Here is a 20,463-nt window from a genome sequence, read left to right on the forward strand (position 1 = left end):
AAGCCCGTGCGCACGCAAGGGGAATGAGCGGGTGCACAGGTTTGGCACTGCAAACACCGCCTTCTCCACCACATTTTTCCCGGCCACCCGCTTCCGCGGGCGCAGGCTTCCGCCCGGCGAAGGCCGGGTAGCCGCCATCTCGCACTTGGCCGCAAACACCCGCCCCAACCCCTTCTCCCCGGGGAGAAGGTGCCCGAAGGGCGGATGAGGGGGAAAGCCCGTTGGTAGCTACAATACTGCTCTATGAGGCCATCCATACCGGCGGAGTTGATGTATGAAATACCGGTGCGATTGGCTTAGTTAAGAAAGCGAATTGCTTCTGCCAGTTTTAAGTCCATGTGTGCGCGAGCCTTCGGGCAACCGCCGCGATCATTTCGAAAAGTGCTTGTGTATATATCACACGCCTCGATCGCCGCGATGCACCGGTCCCGCAGCTCTGGGCTGTACATCAATGTCTCAGCGATATGCCGTGCTCTTTTTCGGGCGCTGAGATACGCGTCATGATCATCGGCATACTCAGACCCAGAGTCGATTTGCCACATGAATGAGTAGTTGGCCCAGATAGATATTTCGGCCAGCACCTTAACTAGCTCTCGACGACTTTTTGCCTGATCCTTCGCGATACTTTTGCGGATCAGGAATTAGGGCTTGCCTAGCTCGTCAGCTAATGCTTCGCGATCCTTGTATTCCTCAGCCCAAATAGAGAATGGAGCGAAAATGAAAAGCCTTAAGCAAATAACGCCCAATGCGGCGGAAGCAGCCCACAATCCAATGGCTTCCGGCATGCCTTCAGGCATGGAGTCGCCGCGTAGGTAGTATGAAAGAGGGATTCCAGCTGACAACAGGATTGATATTGCGTCTGTGACGCGAACGGTCGGCTGGAACGTCCGCACCATCAATTTCACGAAGTATCGACTCGCATCCCCAGTCATGCTCACACAGTGACATTGCTACAAAGTTCTGTGGAGTCTTTATCCCTGCTCGTCCGCTCTCGCTTGAGAGAAGGCGGAAACCGGTGCCTGGAGCTGCGCCCATCGCCTCTGAAACTCCAACCCACGCTTTTCCCGGCCACCCGCTTCCGCGGGCGCAGGCTTCCACCCGGCGAAGGCCGGGCAAAGCGCCGGGACCGACGGGAAACGCATCGCTTGAGATGATCTTCGGTCGGTCCCGGATCTGCAGCCCGCCTTCGCGGGCCTTCGTCCGGGAAAAATCGAGAGAGGCGAAAAGAAAACGCAAACGCCGCAACAAACACCGTCACCCTGACGAAGGTCAGGGCCCAGTTCGTAAAGCCGGGTGATCGCGGTCTCGCATCTATCCCACATGATGGCTCGACACGATTTGAGCCCCTAAAGCCCAAATCTCCCTCTATGAGCTGGGTCCTGACCTTCGTCAGGATGACGGCGAGTGAGGCAGCACAGAGCGAAATCGGACAAACCGCCGCCCCCGCTTGGACACACACGCAATCCGCGTCATGCTCGCCGCATGAACCGGTCCGGACTGTCCCGATTTTCCCGTTTTCGCGGGCGCCGTGCGCGCTTCGAGCATGATCGCAGCGACCGGGCGGCGCAGGATGAGCGGCTGCGTGCGCTGTGCCGGACGGCGAAACAGGCCGGTATCGGCACGACACAGGCGCTGGCGGAAAGACTGTCGCGTGACGGCGTGGACCTCGACATTCCGCGCCTTGCCGGTCTGAAAGCAGCTCTGGACGGGGAGGCCCGTCCGCTGAAGCCCGACGTGTTCGAAGCCGGCGCGGAAATTCCGGCGGACGCACTGCGCCTGGTGGAGCGGGCGCTGGACGGCCAGCTGGCCATTGCCGGTTTCGCGGGATTTTCCGGCCGTATCGCCAATCTGTTCGACTATGCCCGCGAGAACCGCGCCGGCACGGTGGCCCGCTATATCCCCGAGCTCGCCCGCCAGGACCCGGACCAGTTCGGCCTGGCCGTGTGCAGCCTGGACGGACAGCGTCTCGCCCTGGGCGATGCAGAGCAGGCCTTCTGCCTGCAATCGGTGGTGAAACCGCTGAACTATGCCCTCGCCCTGGCGCTGAACGGCGAGAACCAGGTGCACCGCCATGTCGGACGCGAGCCTTCGGGCCGCCGCTTCAACGAGCTGGCGCTGGACCCGGACAACCGGCCGCACAATCCGATGATCAATTCCGGCGCCATCATGTGCGCCGCCATGATCCGCCCCTCGCGCCCCCTTGCCGACCGGCTCGACCTGGTGCAGCGCTTCGTGGCTTCGGCGGCGGGCGGCGCGGCGTGCGGTTTTGACGAAGCGGTCTACCGGTCCGAACGCCAGACAGCAGCGCGCAATCTCTCCCTGGTCAAGCTGATGGACGAGCATGACGCCTTTCCCGAAGGCACCGATACCGGGGCCGCCCTCGATCTTTATTTGCGCACCTGTTCGCTGACGCTGGACTGTCAGGGCCTGTCAGTGGGCGCCGCGATGCTGGCCAATGGCGGGGTGTGTCCGCTCACCGGCCACCGGGTGATCGACCCGCGCATCGTGCGCAACACACTGTCATTGATGCTGACATGCGGCATGTACGACTATTCCGGCGAATACGCCTTCTCGGTCGGCCTGCCCGCCAAGTCCGGTGTGTCCGGCGGTCTGATGATCGTCATACCGGGTATCGCCGGTATCGCACTGTTCTCGCCGCGGCTCGACCGGCAGGGCAATTGCGTGCGCGGTATCGAGTTTTCCCGGCGGCTGATCGAGGACTACCCGTTCCACATCTTCGCCGGCGTTGCCACGGACTGACAACGCTCGCCAGAGCGGCGGGATGGCGTCATAGTGCCGGAAACCGGCCCGGAGTCCGCCATGCTCGACCTCTCGCTTTTCCCGCTTTTCCTGGCCGCCGGCATCGCCCTGGCCCTGACACCGGGTCCCGACATGGCCTTCACCCTCGCCACCGCCGCCTCGCGCGGACCGCGCGCCGGTCTGGGCGCTGTCGCGGGCATCTGCACCGGCGGTCTGGTGTGGACGATTGCCGCCGCCGGCGGGCTGGCGGCGCTGATCGCCGCCTCCGAACATGCCCTGACAGCCGTGCGCTATGCCGGGGCCGCCTATCTGATCTGGCTGGGCTGGAAAACATTCCGCAGCCTCGATGCGCCGATCGAGGCCGAGGGCGCCGGCAGCGCCGCGCGCGCCTTCCGCCGCGGCCTGGTGACCAATCTGCTCAATCCCAAGATCGGCCTCTTCTTCCTGGCGCTGCTGCCGCAATTCACCAATGCCGAACTGGGCCCGGTCTGGCTGCAGATGCTGACGCTCGGCCTGGTCTTCTTCGCCATCGGCGGCGTCGTGCTGACCGTGATCGTGTTTGCCGCCGGCGCCGCCCAGCAGCAGCTGAAATCCTCGCGCATTTCCCGCCGCGTGCTCAACGGCATCGCCGCCACCGCGTTCGGCGGGCTCGGTCTGCGCTTGATCTTTTCGGGCAATGCGACCTAGAAAGCGCCCATGTCGCACACCGCAGATCCCCGCCTCATTGTCGCGCTCGACGTGCCGACCACCGGCCAGGCCTGGTCGATCGTCGAGGCCGTCGGCGATGCCGTCAGCTTCTACAAGATCGGTCTCCAGCTGCTCCCCGTGGGCGGGATGGACCTCTGCCGCCGCCTCAAGAGCGCCGGCAAGGACGTCTTCCTGGACTTCAAGCTGCACGACATCCCCGCCACGGTGGAAAAGGCGACCCGGTCGATCACCGCCGGCGGCGCCGACCTGCTGACCGTGCACGCCGAACCGCCGGTGATGCGCGCCGCCGTCGCCGGGCGCGAAGGTTCAAGCCTGCGCATTCTCGGCGTCACCGTGCTGACCAGTTATGACGACGCCATGCTGGCCGAGATGGGCTATGCCTATGGCGCCCGCGATCTCGTCCTGCGCCGTGTGGAACAGGCGCTCGAAGCCGGTGTCGACGGTGTCGTGGCCAGCGCTCACGAAGCCACCGAGATCCGCCAGCGCTTCGGCGGTGATTTCCTGATCGTCACCCCGGGCATCCGTCCGGCCGGTGCCGATATCGGCGACCAGAAGCGCGTCGCCACCCCGGCCGCAGCCCTCGCCCGGGGCGCCACCCACCTCGTGGTCGGCCGCCCCGTCAACGCCGCCGATGATCCGGCCGCCGCCGCACGGGCGATTGTTGAAGAGATGCGCGGCGTTCCGGCCTGAGCGGGGGCATTTCTGCTGTCATCGCGGATGGACAGACGCCATTCCGGCCAGGTGACGTGCGAAAACAAGGCTCCGACGCAATCCTATTCGCCGTCACCCTGACGAAAGTCAGGGCCCAGTTCATAAGGCTCGGTGATCGCGAGCGCGCACTTACCCATACCCCTCCACGTTTTCCCGGCCGGAAGCCCGGCGAAGGCCGGGCAAAGCGCCGGGACCTACGGGAAACTCATCACTTGAAGTGATCTCCGGTAGATCCCGGATCTGCAGCCTGCTTCTGCGGGCCTTTGTCCGGGAGAAATGGGTGCTTCCTCCCTGTCCAACCAAACCTCGTCATCCTGATGAAGGTCAGGACCCAGATCGCAAAGCGGGATTCGCGTGAGATGGGCTCGGATCACATAGGCCGTCGTGCGGGATGGGCGCGAATTTGCACCTACCTCGCGCTATGAGCTGGGCCCTGACTTTCGTCAGGGTGACGGTCGGTGCGGATGTGCGCAATCAGCGTCGACCCGAACCGAAACCCGCCTAATCGTAAGGATAGGCCCGCGCCGGGGCGTGGGCGCGGCGCGTGTCCATGGCGCGCACTTGCCGTGCCGTGTGCGAGAGGCCGGCAAAACGCGTGCGCACCTCGCCCGAGGCGGAAATCAGGACGATGCCGCGATAGCTGTAGAGCGGCGTGAAGGGACGCTCGACCCCGCCGGCCAGCGCACCGGTGAAGAAGCTCGGATCCAGGGTGAGGGTCTCGCGGGATGCCGGTGCGTAATCCGCGGTCTGCGTCACCCTATGGCGCACTGTGTCACTGGAACGGGTCTCGTATGTGGTCACAATGTCATACGAATGGTGCAACTGTGCGACGTCTGTGCGACGGGTCTGCCGCGGCGCCCCTTCCAGCCGGGTCACATCGGCGGAAAACCCTGACGGTTGAGGGCGTTGCGCCTCGTCCGGCATCTGCGTGAACCGGCAGGCAGGGCCAGTATACGCCCCGGCCAGGGCCTGGCGGATATCCTCGGGCGAACATTCCCGCGCCGGCGCGCTGCCGGTCTGCGCAAACGCCGCCGGTGCCGCCAGGAGCGCGGTCGCCAAAACCATGAAAACAGGGCGTAAAGCGTGTGCCATTCCGGCACAGTACCGCGGGCGGGCGGGATTACGAAGTCCGTGCACCCGGCACGCGAAACCGGGGATACGTGCTCAACTATCCGCACCCCCTCAGAAGTCGCTTAGAATGCCCTTCTTCTCCCAGTCGCCATAGCGGGTGGGTTCCGGCCCGTTGCGGCGTCCGCCGGTTTCCGGCGGCAGCTCGGCCTCCGCCTGCGCCTTGCGGCGTGCCTCGGCCTCTTCCAGCGCCCGCCGGGCGGCCGGGCTCAATGTCTTGCCGGGCGCCGCAGCAGCAGGGATTCCCGCCATGCCCGTCCCGTCTTGCCGTTCTTTCTGGGTCATCCCATTTATCTAGTCCGACAGGGGCCTGTCGCCAAGAATGGAAACTGCCAGAACCATGACTGCCAACGGATTGAGAACCTTCCTCCTGCTCGCCGGCATGACCGCCCTCTTCATGGCGATCGGCTATGTGCTGGGCGGAGCCGCCGGCGCGATGATCGCCCTGGTCATTGCCGGGGGCATGAACCTGTTTGCCTGGTGGAACAGTGCCGACATGGTGCTGCGCATGCATGGCGCCCGCGAGATCGGTCCGGACGAACGCCATCCGCAATTGCGCCAGTATGCCGCCGATGTCGAACATCTCGCCCGCCGCGCCGGCCTGCCGGTGCCGCGCGTCTTCGTGATCGAGAGCGACCAGCCCAACGCCTTCGCCACCGGCCGCGACCCGAACCATGCCGCCGTCGCCGCGACGACCGGCCTTCTGGCCCGGCTCGACCGGGAAGAGGTGCAGGGCGTGATGGCGCACGAGCTCGCCCATGTGAAAAACCGCGACACGCTGACCATGACCGTCACCGCCACCCTGGCCGGTGCGATCGGCATGCTGGCGAATTTCGCGCTCTTCTTCGGCGGCAATAACCGCGCCGGCCTGATCGGCTCGATCGCGCTGATGATCTTTGCCCCCATGGCCGCCATGCTGGTGCAGAGCGCGATCAGCCGCGCCCGCGAATACGAGGCCGACCGGATCGGGGCCGAGATCATGGGCAAACCGATGGCGCTGGCCAGCGCGCTGGAAAAGATCGAGCGCACGGCCCGCCGCACCGTCAATGACAGCGCCGAGCGCAATCCGGCGACGGCCCACATGTTCATCATCAACCCGCTGAACGGCCAGCGGATGGACAATCTCTTCTCCACCCACCCGGATACCGCCAACCGGATCGCCCGGCTGCGCGAAATGGCCGGCGCCGCCGCTCCGGTCCAGTCCGGCCCCTGGGCCCCGCGCGGTCCATGGGGGTAAAGGCACCGGTTTTCTTCCCCACATCCGTGGGGAAGTGGGCCGCAGCGGAGCTGCGGGTCGAAGGGGTGCCGGCAAAGCCGGCGTATTCGCACCGGGCCCATATCGCCGCGCATCCGCGCGGCGCCCCTCCACCACGCCTGCGGCGCGGTCGCCCTCCCCACTCGCGTGGGGAGGAAGGCCAGCAACGCGCATTAGACGGGCGCGCCTGCGCGTGCTAGCTCCCGCGCCATGAAAGACGGATTGCCCCCGCGGCGCTGCGCCGCCCTGGCCTATGCCACCATCCTGCGCGACCGGCGCGCCCTGGAACCCGCGCTGGAACACACGCCCGGCTATCGCAAGATGAGCGACCGGGACCGTGCGTTTGCGCGCGCCATTCTGGCGACCACATTCCGCCGCCTCGGCCAGACCCGCAAAGTGCTCGACCACTTCCTCGCCAAGCCGCTCGAGGAAACCACCGAATATGCCGCCGCCCTGCTGGTCACCGGCGCGACCCAGCTTCTGTGGATGGACGGCCCGCCGCACGCCGTGGTGTCGACCACCGTCGCCCTGTGCCAGGACACGACCGAGACCTACGGGCTGAAGGGCGTCGTCAACGCCGTCCTGCGCAAGGTCAGCACGGAAGGACCGGACCTCGCCGCCCGTACCGCCCCGCGCGACAATCTTCCCGACTGGGTATCCCGCTCCTGGCGCAAGGCCTACGGCCCGGGCGCGCTGTCGCGCATCACCAATGTGCAGATGCAGCCGCCGCCGCTCGACATCACCGTGAAAGACCCCGTCGAGCGCGAACGCTGGGCCGGGGCGCTGGGCGCGGAAATCCTGCCGAACGGCACGCTGCGCCGCAGGGAGATCGGCGATATCACGCAATTGCCCGGCTTCCGCGAAGGGGCCTGGTGGGCCCAGGATGCCGCCGCCGCAATCCCGGCCACCCTGCTCGGCGTGAAGTCCGGCGACCACGTCGCCGACCTGTGTGCCGCTCCCGGCGGCAAGACGCTGCAGCTTGCTGCGCTGGGCGCCCGCGTCACGGCTGTCGACGACAATGAGGGCCGGCTGAAACGCCTGCGTGACAATCTCTCGCGCACCGGGCTGCGCGCCGCGGTCGCGGTCGAGGATGTCCGCCGCTTCCGGCCGAAAGGTCCGGCCGACGCGGTCCTGCTGGACGCGCCCTGCACGGCCACCGGCACGATGCGCCGCCATCCCGAAGCCGGCTGGATCAAGAAGCCGGGCGATGTCCAGCGCATGTCCAGGCTGCAGCTGGAGATGGCCGGTGCCGCCGCCCGCATGCTGCGTCCGGGCGGCTGGATGGTGATCTGTACCTGTTCGCTGCAGCCGGAAGAGGGCGAACAGCTTGCTGCCCGCCTGCTGGAAACCCGCAAGGACCTGAAGCCCGTCGCGATCCAGGACGGGGAAGTGCCCGGCCTGGCCGAAGCCATCACCCCGGAAGGCTGGCTGCGCCTGACCCCGGCCCTGTGGGCAGACCGCGGCGGAATGGACGGGTTTTTCGCGGCCCGGTTCGAAAAGAGCAGTTAGCCGGCCGTCTGCCGCAAGGGCCGGACCACCGGCCGTCTTGCGCCGGTCCGGCCCCCCTGTTATCGGACTTGCATGGGCGCTTCCACAATCATCTCGCCGTCGATCCTTTCGGCCGATTTCGCCAAGCTGGGCGAAGAGGTTCGTGCGATCGACGAAGCCGGGGCCGACTGGATCCATGTCGATGTCATGGACGGTCATTTCGTACCCAATCTGACGATCGGGCCGGGCGTCATCAAATCGCTGCGTCCGCATTCTGAAAAACCGTTCGACGTGCATCTGATGATCACGCCGGTCGACCCGTATATCGACGCCTTTGCCGAAGCCGGGGCCGACATGATCACGGCGCACCCGGAAGCCGGCCCGCACTTCCACCGCACGGTCCAGAAGATCCGCAGCACCGGCAGGAAGGCCGGCGCCGCACTCAACCCGTCGACCCCGGGCGAGACGCTGGATTATGTCCTCGACGAGCTCGACCTTGTGCTGGTGATGAGCGTAAATCCGGGCTTTGGCGGCCAGAGCTTCATCGACAGCCAGCTGCGCAAGATCGAGGGTCTGCGCCAGACGATCGACCGCCGCGGCCTGCCGACCCTGATCGAGGTGGATGGCGGGGTGAACCCGGACACGGCGAAAGCCTGTATCTCGGCCGGCGCCCACGCGCTGGTCGCCGGATCGGCGGTATTCCGCGGCGGGCCGGACGCCTATCGCGACAATATCGCAGCACTTCGCGGCTGATCGCCATGGCTCGTGCGGTGCGTCTGTCCGATTATACCGCCGCCACCGTCATGGCACTGCGGCGCGAGGCCTCCTCGACGCTGCACGCCATCGGCCTGCCCTCCGGGCTGAGCGATCTGGGCGGGCTGCCCGACGCGCTGAGTGTCCTGCCGGAAGATGTCTACGCCCCCAATCGCGAGCGCGGCGAAGCGATCCTGAACGGCCGTTTCACCCTGGCCGGGGAAAGCCTGTCGACCGACGGTCCCGCCACCACCTGGCTGCAGCCCGCACCGACCCGTGCCTTTGCCCGCCGCCTGCACGCGTTCGGCTGGATGCGCGACTGCCTCGCCGCCGACGCCGATGACGGCCCGGATGCTGTCCGGCGTTATGTCGACAGCTGGATCGACAATTTCGGCCGCTGGAACAGTTTCGCCTGGTCGCACGATATCCTGTCGATGCGCCTGTTGAACTGGCTGCGTTGCGGCGATGCCCTGTTCAATGGCGACGAAGACAGCCGCAAGGCGCGCCAGGCCCGTTTCCGCTCGCTGCTGCGCCAGGCGCGCTATCTGCAGCGCTCGATCGCGATCGCGCCGGACGGCACGACCCGTCTGCAAAGCGCCGCCGCGCTCACCCTGACCGGTCTGTGCCTGCCCGGCCGCGACGCCCTGCAACGCGCCGGCTTCCAGGCGCTGGCCCGCGAGGTCCAGCGCCAGATCCTGCCCGATGGCGGTCATGTCACCCGCTCGCCGCGCGCCTGCGCGGAAGCCCTGATCGACCTCGTCACCGTACGCGAAGCGGCCCAGGCCGCCGGTGCAGACCTGCCACAGGAAGTGCGCCGCGCCATCGACCGGCTGGCGCCCATGGTCCGCTTCTTCCGCATGTCGGATGACGGGCTGGCCAGTTTCCATGGTGGCGGCGAAGGCGATCGCCACGCGCTCAAGGCCGCGCTCGACCACGACGACACCCGCGCGCGCCCCTTCGGCTTTGCCCCCCATTCCGGCTATCACCGCGCCGAAGCCGGCGAAGCCACCGTGCTGCTCGATGTCGGCAACGCCCCCAAGGGGCCGCTGAGCACCGGCGCCCATGCCAGCGCGCTGGCTTTCGAGCTGTGCACGTCCGGTGGCCGCCTGGTGGTGAATTGCGGCTGGCATGACGACCAGCCTGCCAGCTGGCGCGAGGCCGTGCGCGCGACGGCGGCCCACTCCACGCTCATCCTCGACGAAACCTCCTCGGCCCGCCTCTTCCCGCCCGGCTGGAAGCGCGACCTTCTGGGGCCGCGCCTCGCCACAGCGCCGGCCTCGGTCTCGGCGCGCCGCAATGAGGAGGAGATGGGCATCTGGCTGGAGGGCATCCACGAAGGCTATCGCGAGGAATACGGCCTGTCGCATAGACGGCGGATTTTCCTGGCGGCCGATGGTGGCGATGTCCGCGGCGAGGATGCGCTGTTCCGGCCCGTCAATGATGGGGCGCCGGACGATGTCGATGTGCGCTGGCGCTTTGCGATCCGCTTTCACCTGCACCCCGATGTCCGCGCCTCCCTGTCGCGTGATTCCATGAGCGCGCTTCTGGTCCAGCCCAATGGCGATGGCTGGCGGTTCCGCACCGATGGCGGCCCGATCCGGCTGGAGCGTTCTGTGTATCTGGCTGCGGGCGCACCTCCACAACGCGCCACACAGATTGTAGTACAGGGAGAAGCAGAACCCTTTGGTGCCGGGGACCGGCCGCCCAATCGCGTTCGCTGGGCTTTTCAGCGTCTCGGCCAGGTCGGCGGCGCAGAAGGGGAAACCGGATGAGCACACCGCGTCCTCAGGACGGACGCCGCAGGCGAGCGCGTCAGACCGTTTCAGGCAATCTGGCCACCACGCGCAACCAGTTGTCGATGGTGGCGGTTGCGCTGTTCGATCTCGCCGCCGGCGCCTTCTCGATGTGGGCGGCGGTCCTGCTGCGCTACCGGTTCGAACCGGACGGTCCGCCCGAACAGGTCATGCTGCAATCGGTGACGGTGTTCGCACTGGCCTGTGCCATCGTCTTCCCGCTGGAAGGCCTGCATCGCGGCCTGTGGCGCTATACCGCCCTGAACGATGCCGCCCGCATCGTCCGTGCGGTCCTGGTGGCCAATCTGGTCTTCCTGCCGATGCTGTTCCTGATCAACCGGCTGGACGGCTTTCCGCGGACGGCGATCCTGATCGACATCCCGATCCTGATCGGCCTCCTGCTGGCGCCGCGCTTCCTGCTGGCCGCCTTTCGCACCCAGGGCCTGCGCGGCGTGCTGCAGGTGGAAGACCGCTCCAAGCCCGCCGCGATCCTGGTCGGCTCGGAAGCCGATCTGGATGAGGCCCTGCGCGACATTGTCCGGCGCAACGGATCTGCACCCTTCCGGCCGAAGGGCCTGATCGAACCGGGCTCGCAGCTGACCGGTCACGCCATTCGCGGCGTGCCTGTGCTGGGCGGTCTGCATGCGCTGACCCCGGCGCTGAACCGGCTGGCCCAGGCCGAAACCCTGGCGCCGCGCCTGGTACTCGCCGGCACGAATACCGATGTGGAAGTGGTCAACGAGCTGATCCGCGTGGCTGCCCGCACCGGGGCCAAACTGTCCCGCGCCCGCCCGTCCGAAGGCCCGGGCGCCTTCTCGCCGGTGGAAGCGGCCGACCTGCTGAACCGTCCGCCGCGGCCGCCGAACCTGGAACCCGCCCGGCCGCTGATCGAAGGCCGCCGCGTGATGATCACCGGGGCCGGCGGCACGATCGGCTCGCAGCTGGCGCGGCTGGCGGCAACGCTCAATCCGGAAAAGCTGATCTTCTTCGACGCGTCCGAGGCCAATCTCTACGAGATCGACCTCGAATTCGCCCGCCACCGGCCGAACATGCAATGGCGCGCCATGCTGGGCGATATCCGCGACACCCAGCGTCTGGAAACCGCCTTCGCCGAAGAGCGCCCGGATGTGGTTCTGCACGCCGCTGCGCTGAAACACGTGCCGATGAGCGAGCTCAATCCCGGCGAGGCGGTGCGCACGAATGTCATCGGCACGGTCAACACGATCGAGATGGCCAAACGCTACGGTGCCCGCATCGTCGCCCTGATCTCGACCGACAAGGCCGTCGATCCGGGCAATGTCATGGGCGCGACCAAGCGCGCCGCGGAACTCTATGCCCGCTCGGCCGCTGCCGACGGCTCGGAGACCCGCATCTGCGTCGTGCGCTTCGGCAATGTGCTCGGCTCGACCGGCTCGGTCGTGCCGTTGTTCGAGCGCCAGATCGAGGCCGGGGACCCGGTTACCGTGACCGATCCGGATGCGACCCGCTATTTCATGACCGTCGAGGAGGCCTCGGGCCTCGTGCTCGATGCGGCCGCCCAGACCGCTTTCGATGCCGACCTCAATGGCGCCCTGTACGTGCTGGACATGGGTGAGCCGGTCTCGATCCTGCGCCTGGCGCGGCAGCTCCTGCGCCTGCGCGGCCGCGACCCGGACGCGCCCGGTGCGATCTCGATTGTCGGCCTGCGGCCCGGCGAAAAACGCCACGAAAACCTTGTCTACGCCTTTGAGCGCCGCGAACCGACCGCCATTGACGGCGTCTGGTCGATCACCGGTCCGGTTCTCGACACCGAAGCGGTTGCGGCCGAACTGGAATGCCTGCTCGATGCGGCCCGCAGCGGTGACGCCGCAGCCGTTTCCGAAGCCTTGGGCGCGCTGTGCGCCCTGCGGCCTGCCACGGCCGCGGATTGACTTGCTGCGCCGTGATGGATACCTCGCCGCGCACATCCGGATGGTTACAACGGAGCCCCAGCCATGTCCGACCTTGATCTTGCGCCTCTGCGCCGCGCCCTGATTTCCGTGTCCGACAAGACGGGACTGGTCGAGCGCGCCCGCCAGCTCGTCGATGCCGGCGTGGAGATCCTGTCCACCGGCGGTACGCTGCGCGCCCTCAACGAAGCCGGTATCGCGGCCCGCGACGTGTCCGAGGTGACCGAATTCCCGGAAATGATGGACGGCCGCCTCAAGACGCTGCACCCGCGCGTGCATGGCGGCCTGCTCGGCCGGCGTGACAATGGCGAGGACCGGTCTGCCATGGCCGATCACGGCATCCCGAATATCGACCTGCTCTACGTCAATCTCTACCCGTTCGAGGAGACGGTTGCGAAAGGCGCCGAAGAGGCGGACTGCGTCGAGAATATCGATATCGGCGGTCCGGCCATGCTGCGCGCCGCCGCCAAGAACCATGCCTGGGTGAGCGTGTGCACCGACGGCGAGGATGTCGATGCCGTGCTCGCCGCGATGGAGGCTCATGAGGGCCACACGCCGCTCGCGCTGCGCAAGCGCCTGGCCGCCAAGACCTATGCGCGCACAGCCGCCTATGACGCCGCGATCTCGAACTGGTTTGCCGACACGCTGGAAGACGCCAGCCCGGCCTGGCGTGCCTTTGGTGGCAAGCTCGCCCAGCCGCTGCGCTATGGCGAGAACCCGCACCAGAGTGCCGCCTTCTACGCCACGCCTGAAAACCGGCCGGGCATTGCCACGGCCCGCCAGGTTCAGGGCAAGGCGCTGAGCTTCAACAATCTGGCCGACGCCGACGCCGCCTTCGAGCTGGCCGGTGAGTTCGATCCGGCCGACAAGGCGGCCGTGGTGATCGTCAAGCACGCCAATCCCTGCGGTGTGGCCACGCACGACGATCTCGCCGTCGCCTATGAGAAGGCCTTCGCGGCCGACCCGATTTCCGCGTTCGGCGGCATCGTTGCCATGAACCGCAAGCTGGACGCCGACACGGCCGGCGAGCTGGTGAAGATCTTCACCGAAGTGGTGATCGCTCCGGACGCTGACGAAGACGCGCTGTCGGTGCTGTCCGGCAAGTCGAACCTGCGGGTCCTGCTGACCGGCGGCCTGCCCGACGCGAAACAGTCCGGCTGGCTGACCAAGACCGTGGCCGGCGGTCTCCTGGTCCAGGAACGCGATACCGCGATGATCTCGGTCAAGGATCTCAGGACCGTGACCCAGCGCGAACCCACCGAAGCCGAGCTGGCCGACCTGATGTTCGCCTGGAAAGTGGTCAAGCACGTCAAGTCGAACGCCATCGTCTATGCCCGCAACCTGTCCACGGCCGGTATCGGCATGGGCCAGACCAGCCGTCTGGAAGCGGCCCGCCTGGCGGTTCGCAAGGCCGAGGCAACCGCGCAGGAAAACGGCTGGGACGAGCCGCGCACCCAGGGCTCGGTCTGTGCATCCGACGCCTTCTTCCCTTTCGCCGACGGCCTGCACGCTGCCGCCGAGGCTGGCGCCACCGCCGTGATCCAGCCGGGCGGCTCGATCCGCGACGAGGAAGTCATCGCCGCGGCCGACGAGGCCGGCATCGCGATGGTGTTCACGGGCATGCGCCACTTCCGTCACTAGGGCGGGGCGTGCCGCGTCAATGCGCGTGAATCCCTTTTTCATTGACCCTGGCCGGCCCCGCCCGCCAGGGTCTTTTCATGTCGGGAAACACGATCCTGCGCGGCGGACTGGCCACGCTCATCCTTCTGCTCTCGGGGCTGGGCGGCTGCGCCATCGGGCAGGCAACCGGAATCACCACGCCCCGGCGCGATATCGCTGAACAGGTGGCCCTGCTCAGGCTGCACGCCACCATCGGGATACCCGCGGATGCCGCCGCGCCGGTTCCTGCGGCGATCCTGCTGCATGGTTGCGGGGGATTGCGCCAGGTCCAGCCGGACTATGCCGCCGCCCTTCTCGAGGCCGGCTATGGGGTGATCACGGTGGATTCCAACAGCGCCCGCGGCATCGGCCGGTTTGCCGCGATGAGCCAGGTGTGCACCGCGCTGCGTCTGTGGGGCCGGGAACGGGCTGCGGATATCGAGGCGGCATTGGTGCTGGCCCGCGAGGACCCGCGCATCGACGAAACCCGCCTCGCCCTGATCGGCTGGAGCCATGGCGGCTGGACCGTGCTGGATGCGCTGGACTATGCAGGCGAGGATCGCGCGCCACCCAGCCTCACAGCCTTGGAGACGCCGCCGCTGGCCGGTGTCCGCTCGGCTATCCTGCTCTATCCCTATTGCGGATTTCCGGTACGGGCCGACGGCCGGAGCTTTCCGTCAGACATTGCCGTCCATGCCATTCTGGCCGGCCGCGACATGGTCGCGCCCACAGGCGACTGCGTGAGGCTGTTCGAGCGTGCGGACACGGCCGGTCATCCGGTCGATCACGTCACCTGGCCCGGCGTGACCCATGCCTTCGACGAACCGGCGGCACCGCCGGATCCGCGGATGGAATACGATGCGGACGCGGCAGCCCGTGCGCGCGCCCGCATTATCGGCATTCTCGACAGTACCCTGCGCGATCAGGGCTGAGCGACAGCCGCCATCTCGCCGATCTGGGTCGAGGCAATCGCCAGCTTGGACAGGGTCCAGGTGCCGGACTCGTCCAGCTGCCGCTGCACCGAGTCGACCCGGCCGGCCTCTTCCTCATTGACCGTATTCCAGGCCTCGACAACCGCATCGGCCCAGTCGCGGGACGGATTCTCGATACCCGCTTCCAGCGACCCGCCGGCCTGGCGCGCGAAGCGCATCATCGATGCCGTCACCGCCTGCTGGTTGGCGTAGAAGTCTTCCATCAGACGACGGACCGCCAGACGATCCCAGTGCAGGTCGGACGAGACCTCCTGGCCGAGACCGCGCAGGCGATCAAACCGGAAACGCGCGCCCGCCGCGTGGTAGATGTAGGCGGTCGAGGCAAGCGGCCAGTCGAAATCATTGGCCATATCGATCACGTCCGTCGACGAGGTCAGCGGCCGCAATTCGGCAACCGACTGGGCCAGATCGGCCGGAGCGCCGGCCTTGACGAAAGCCGACTTGCGCTTCTTCACACCGGCGCGTTCATGCTCGGAAATGATCTCGTGCACCATGGAGCGCAATTCCTGCACGCCCGGCCGGTAGGAGGCAATCACGTCGGAGATCGAGCTGGCATTGGCCGTGGCTTCGTTGCGGCCGCGGCGTACGAGCCAGTAGGTCTGGCGGCGCAGGAGGCGGATGATTTCCTCGTGCAGCTTGATCTGGACGTCGGCCGGAGCCTCATTGTCCAGCGCATTGATCGCCGCCGTCAGTTCTGCGAAGCCGAAGATACCCCGGCCGGCCTCGAAACCGCGGGCAATCGCGGGCACGGTCGCCGTGGTCGAATCGATCGCGCGGTGGATGAAGGTCGGACCGCCCAGATTGATCATCTCGTTGGCCAGCACCGTCGACACGATTTCGCGCTTCAGACGGTGCCCGTCCATCGCGGCGGAGAATTTGTGGACACCCTCCGGGAAGTAGTTGGTCAGCATGTCCCGGAAGTGCGGATCGTCCGGCACGTCGGAGGCAACCAGCTGATCGAACAGGGTGATCTTGGCATAGGAGTTCAGCACCGCCAGCTCGGACCGGGTCAGGCCCTGGCCGCGGCCCTTGAGCGCGCGCATGCCTTCGGAAGAGGGCAGGCCCTCGACGTCGCGGTCCAGCCGCCCCTGCTTCTCGAGCGACAGCATGAAACGCTCATGCGCATCCAGATCGGCCTCGGCGGTATGCTCGGCCATGGAAAGGGCCAGCGTCTGGTCGTAATTGTGGCGCAGCACGTGTTCGGCGACCTCGTCGGTCATCGATTCCAGCAGCGTGTCGCGGTCTTCCCGGCTCATCTCGCCATTGCGGACCATCGGACGCAGCAGGATCTTGATGTTGACCTCGTGGTCGGAACTGTCGACGCCGGCCGAGTTGTCGACGAAGTCGGCATTGGCCCGGCCGCCAAGACGGCCGTATTCGATCCGTGCCGCCTGGGTGAAGCCCAGATTGGCGCCCTCGCCGATGACCTTTGCCTGCACCTGGTCGGCATTGACCCGCAGACCGTCATTGGTCTTGTCGCCGACTTCCCAGTGCTGCTCGTGCGTCGCCTTGGCATAAGTGCCGATACCGCCGAACCACAGGAGTTCCACTTCGGCCTTCAACAGGGCGTGGATCAGCTCGGTCGGGCTGACCGCATCCTTCGTCAGGCCGGTCAGCGCCTTGATCTCGTCGGTCAGCCTGATCGACTTCTCGCCCCGCGAGAAAACGCCGCCGCCCTTTGAAATCAGCGAGGTGTCATAGTCCTGCCAGGACGAGCGTGGCAGGTCGAACAGACGCTTGCGCTCATTCCACATCGTCTCCGGATCGCCCGGATCGGGATCGATGAAGATGTCGCGGTGGTCGAAGGCCGCCACGAGACGGATCTGTTTCGACAGCAGCATGCCATTGCCGAACACGTCGCCGGACATGTCGCCCACGCCGATCACGGTGAAGGGTTCGGACTGGATGTCCTTGCCCATCTCGCGGAAGTGGCGTTTGACGGATTCCCAGGCGCCGCGTGCCGTGATGCCCATCTTCTTGTGGTCGTAGCCGGCCGAGCCGCCGGAGGCGAAGGCGTCGCCGAGCCAGAAATCGAACTCGTCGGTCGCCAGCCCGTTGGCCGTGTCCGAGAAGGTCGCGGTGCCCTTGTCGGCGGCAACGACGAGATAGGGATCCTCATCATCCCAGCACAGCGTTGCGTCGGGATGTCTCACCACGTCATCGACAATATTGTCGGTAATGTCGAGCAGGCCGCGGATGAAGGTCTTGTAGGCCTCGCGTCCGGCTTCGAAAATCTCGTCGCGGCTGCCATTGCGGGGCAGGGCCTTGGGATAGAATCCGCCCTTCGAGCCGACCGGCACGATGACGGCATTCTTCACCTGCTGGGCCTTCACCAGACCCAGGACCTCGGTGCGGAAGTCGTCGCGCCGGTCCGACCAGCGCAGGCCGCCGCGGGCGACCGGGCCGAAGCGGATGTGCACGCCCTCGACATCTGGTGCCCAGACGAAGATTTCGCGATAGGGCTTGGGCAGCGGCAGCTCTTCGAGCAGTTCACTGGCGATCTTGATCGAGATCCGCGCCTTGGGCTGACCGTCGGCGCCGAGCTGGTAGAAATTGGTCCGCAGCGTGGCGCGGATCAGATGGAAGATCCGGCGCAGGGCCCGGTCGTGGTCGAGGCTCTTGACGCCGTCCAGCGCCTTGCCGATCCGCTCCTCGACATCCCAGACAGCGTCGGAACGCGTCTTGCGGTCGTCGGTGAAGGCAGGATCGAACTTGACGCGGGCCAGTTCCAGCAGGCCGCGGGCAATGTCCGGATAGGCGGCCAGCGCCTCTTCCTGGATGGCCTGGGAGGGGTCGAGCCCGGTTTGCTGGCGGTAGCGCGCGCAGGTGCGCAGGAAAGCCGCCTCGCGCCAGCTCACGCCGATCTCGACGATCAGACGGTTGAAACCGTCATCCTCGGCGCGGCGGTCGGCCATCGCCAGAAGCGCATCCTCGAGCACCGGCGCCAGCGCCTTGACGTCCTGGCCCTTCAGCGCGTCGGACTTCATCTCGAAGTCGTGCACATAGGCGCGGTCGACGCCCTGGCCATCGCTGGCGCGGCGATCCACCGGGAAACCGGTCTCCTGCACCACGTAGAGGCCGAGATTCTCCAGAACCGGCATCACCCGGGACAGCGAAACCGGCTTGCCGACGCGGTAGATCTTCAGCCGCAGCTCATTGTCCGGATCATTGGCTTCGCGATAGACACGCACCGCGACCTGGTTGGGCGAATCCAGCCCTTCCAGCTTGATCACGTCGGCGAGGGCATCTTCCGGATCGTAGAGCTCGCGATAGCCGGCCTTGAACGCGTCCTGATAGGACGGCATGCGCAGGCGGATATCCTCGGGCGCATTGCGGCGCACATGGGTTTCCAGATCGTCTTCCCAGGTGCGGGCCAGACGGGCAACACGGCGTTCCAGCTCGCCGACTTCCGGCTCCGGGTGATCGAAGGGATTGAGCCCGATAATGTAGTGCACCCGGGCCAGCGAACCGTCGCCGAACTGCGGATAGAAGGCCGAGAGGCGGCCACCGAACGCGTCGCGGATCAGCTCGCCCGCCTGCTCGCGGACTTTCGAGGAATAGCGCTCGCGCGGCACGAAGAGCAGCGCCGACACGAAGCGGTCGAACTGGTCGCGGCGGATGAACAACTTGGTGCGCGGCCGGTCATGCAGGTGCAGAATGCCGAGGCAGATTTCCAGCAGATCGTTCTCGTCGGTCTGGAACAGCTCGTCGCGCGGGAAATTCTCGACCGTATTGCGCAGCTTCTTGGCGCTGTGCGTACCGGGCGTCTTGCCGGCACGCTCGAGCACGCGGCGCACCTTGCGGCGGATCAGCGGCACCTGGGCGGCGGACTGGTCGTAGGCCTCGGCGGTGAACAGGCCGACAAAGCGCATCTCGCCGATCACAGCGCCGTCCTCGCGGTAACGCTTGACACCGATATAATCCATGTAGACGCGGCGATGGACGCGCGACTTCATATTGGCCTTGGCGACAATGATCGGGCTGGGCTCGCGCAGGAAGGTCTCGATGGCCGGCGTCAGAACAGCAGGTTCGGACCCTTTGCGCAGGACATGGCGATCGGGATCGCGCAGCACGCCGCGGCCGGTCTCCGGACGTACGCGCGGATGACGCTGGGCCATGCCGCCGTTTTCGTCGACCTCGAAGTCATAGATGCGGCAGCCCAGGAAGGCGAAATGATCGTCGCGCAGCCAGCGCAGGAACTCGCAGGCCTCCGTGAGCTCTTCCGGCGAGGCATTCGTGGTCGCCTGGGCGAGATGGGCAATGGCCTCGTCCATCTGGGCGCGCATGTCGGCCCAGTCCTCGACCGTCACGCGGACATCGTCGAGGGTCGCGGTGACCCCTTCGATCAGCGTGCGGCGGGACAGATCGTCCAGCGGCGGCAGATGGACCTGAATCATCGACTCGGCGAGACAGCGCCCGCCCTGATCGACCCGCGCGCCGTCATTGTCGCGGCGCACCTGAACGATCGGGTGGAACATGGCCAGGATGTCGTAACCCTGGGCGCCGATTTCGCCCATCACGCTGTCGACGATAAAGGGCCGGTCGCGGCCGATGATCTCCAGCACGTCGCGCGGCAGCTCGCTGCCGTCGTCCCGGGTGGCCGTGCGCATCCGGACGAGGATCTCCTCACCATTGCGCTGTTCGCCATAGTGCCAGAAATCGACGCACATGGATGCCAGATCGGCGGCCGCGACCTGTTCCAGGTCTTCGGCCAGGGCATCGTCGTAGATCTGCGAAAAGAAGGACGTGCCCGTCTCTCCGCACTCGCTGCCATAGCGATCCTGCCAGCGCGAACGCGCGGCCTCCATGAATTCGTCACGGGTGTACGCGTGCGCGACTCCGACGACCGCCCCCATGTGGCGCTCCCTGTGGTCTGTTGTGGTTCTTGAGGCGAGCCTAGCCCTGTTTTCCCCGCACGCAAGCCATGTACGCCGTTGAAAACGCAAACAAGCCATTCTTTTTGGCAGGAGCGGAGATTTTTGGGGAAGCGGGGCCATGCCGGCCCAGATTTCACGCCGCAAGCAGCGACGGTACCGCTTGTGACGATAGCGGCACCGCCGGGTAGGGACAGGGAACCCGGCGGTGCCTGGCAGACCTCATCGGCAGGCTGGGGGGACGCTCGTTTGAGGCCTGATCGTCTGGAGCGGCCATCATCCTGCCCGCTCGAGGGGAGGAGAACAGGGCAGGGCGGCCACTCGTTACTCATGTAGGAAGGCGGGGACTGAATCCAAGACCGTCAATGCCGAAAATTGCCGGCCCGGACACAGCCGTTTCCACCGCGTTCGGGA

General features: G+C 66.5%; 14 protein-coding genes. 10 read left to right on the forward strand and 4 right to left on the reverse strand.

Annotated features, from left to right (window positions below; genetic code table 11):
- Positions 1-641: 641 nt before the first annotated feature.
- Positions 642-905, reverse strand: a complete 264-nt coding sequence (locus PKE71_RS11815) for a hypothetical protein (RefSeq protein ID WP_271187183.1) — start codon at positions 903-905, stop codon at positions 642-644.
- Between the two features lie 577 nt (positions 906-1,482).
- Between PKE71_RS11815 and glsA the strand changes: the two genes are divergently transcribed.
- From glsA to pyrF, 3 genes are read left to right on the forward strand one after another with little or no spacing between them, the layout of a single operon-like run.
- Positions 1,483-2,760: a glutaminase A gene (gene glsA / locus PKE71_RS11820; protein WP_271187184.1), complete on the forward strand. Its 1,278-nt coding sequence runs from the start codon at positions 1,483-1,485 to the stop codon at positions 2,758-2,760.
- A 60-nt stretch (positions 2,761-2,820) separates the two neighbouring features.
- Positions 2,821-3,447, forward strand: a complete 627-nt coding sequence (locus PKE71_RS11825; protein ID WP_271187185.1) for a LysE family translocator — start codon at positions 2,821-2,823, stop codon at positions 3,445-3,447.
- 9 nt (positions 3,448-3,456) lie between these two features.
- Entirely contained in the window at positions 3,457-4,158 is a 702-nt protein-coding gene (gene pyrF, locus PKE71_RS11830) for an orotidine-5'-phosphate decarboxylase (protein WP_271187186.1), read from the forward strand.
- 522 nt (positions 4,159-4,680) lie between these two features.
- Here pyrF and PKE71_RS11835 read toward each other — a convergent pair.
- Together PKE71_RS11835 and PKE71_RS11840 are read right to left on the reverse strand one after the other, a co-directional pair.
- Positions 4,681-5,244 carry a hypothetical protein gene (locus PKE71_RS11835; protein ID WP_271187187.1) on the reverse strand — a complete coding sequence of 188 codons (564 nt, stop codon included), beginning with the start codon at positions 5,242-5,244 and terminating at the stop codon, positions 4,681-4,683.
- A gap of 117 nt (positions 5,245-5,361) precedes the next feature.
- Positions 5,362-5,559 carry a DUF1674 domain-containing protein gene (locus tag PKE71_RS11840; protein ID WP_373878814.1) on the reverse strand — a complete coding sequence of 66 codons (198 nt, stop codon included), beginning with the start codon at positions 5,557-5,559 and terminating at the stop codon, positions 5,362-5,364.
- Between the two features lie 88 nt (positions 5,560-5,647).
- On the opposite strand from PKE71_RS11840, the gene htpX reads away from it, so the two are divergent.
- The 7 genes from htpX to PKE71_RS11875 all read left to right on the forward strand — a co-directional run bounded on the left by htpX (position 5,648) and on the right by PKE71_RS11875 (position 15,115).
- Positions 5,648-6,544, forward strand: coding sequence for a zinc metalloprotease HtpX (gene htpX, locus PKE71_RS11845; RefSeq protein WP_271187189.1), 897 nt, complete (start codon positions 5,648-5,650; stop codon positions 6,542-6,544).
- 240 nt (positions 6,545-6,784) lie between these two features.
- Positions 6,785-8,071 carry an RsmB/NOP family class I SAM-dependent RNA methyltransferase gene (locus PKE71_RS11850; protein WP_271187190.1) on the forward strand — a complete coding sequence of 429 codons (1,287 nt, stop codon included), beginning with the start codon at positions 6,785-6,787 and terminating at the stop codon, positions 8,069-8,071.
- 72 nt (positions 8,072-8,143) lie between these two features.
- The gene (gene rpe / locus PKE71_RS11855) at positions 8,144-8,803 is read left to right on the forward strand and encodes a ribulose-phosphate 3-epimerase (RefSeq protein WP_271187191.1); all 660 of its coding nucleotides are present in this window, start codon (positions 8,144-8,146) and stop codon (positions 8,801-8,803) included.
- Between the two features lie 5 nt (positions 8,804-8,808).
- Positions 8,809-10,575 (forward strand): heparinase II/III family protein, encoded by a 1,767-nt coding sequence (locus PKE71_RS11860; RefSeq protein ID WP_271187192.1) that lies wholly within the window; start codon positions 8,809-8,811, stop codon positions 10,573-10,575.
- Positions 10,572-12,506, forward strand: coding sequence for a nucleoside-diphosphate sugar epimerase/dehydratase (locus PKE71_RS11865; protein WP_271187193.1), 1,935 nt, complete (start codon positions 10,572-10,574; stop codon positions 12,504-12,506). Before PKE71_RS11860 ends, PKE71_RS11865 begins: the two co-directional genes overlap by 4 nt.
- A gap of 63 nt (positions 12,507-12,569) precedes the next feature.
- Positions 12,570-14,165, forward strand: a complete 1,596-nt coding sequence (gene purH / locus PKE71_RS11870; protein ID WP_271187194.1) for a bifunctional phosphoribosylaminoimidazolecarboxamide formyltransferase/IMP cyclohydrolase — start codon at positions 12,570-12,572, stop codon at positions 14,163-14,165.
- A 77-nt stretch (positions 14,166-14,242) separates the two neighbouring features.
- Positions 14,243-15,115 carry a dienelactone hydrolase family protein gene (locus tag PKE71_RS11875; RefSeq protein ID WP_271187195.1) on the forward strand — a complete coding sequence of 291 codons (873 nt, stop codon included), beginning with the start codon at positions 14,243-14,245 and terminating at the stop codon, positions 15,113-15,115.
- Here PKE71_RS11875 and PKE71_RS11880 read toward each other — a convergent pair.
- A complete protein-coding gene (locus PKE71_RS11880; protein ID WP_271187196.1) occupies positions 15,106-20,031 on the reverse strand; it encodes an NAD-glutamate dehydrogenase in 4,926 nt (1,641 codons plus the stop codon). The genes PKE71_RS11875 and PKE71_RS11880 overlap by 10 nt on opposite strands.
- Positions 20,032-20,463 lie beyond the last annotated feature (432 nt).

Source organism: Maricaulis virginensis (assembly GCF_027922185.1).
Lineage (GTDB): Bacteria > Pseudomonadota > Alphaproteobacteria > Caulobacterales > Maricaulaceae > Maricaulis > Maricaulis virginensis.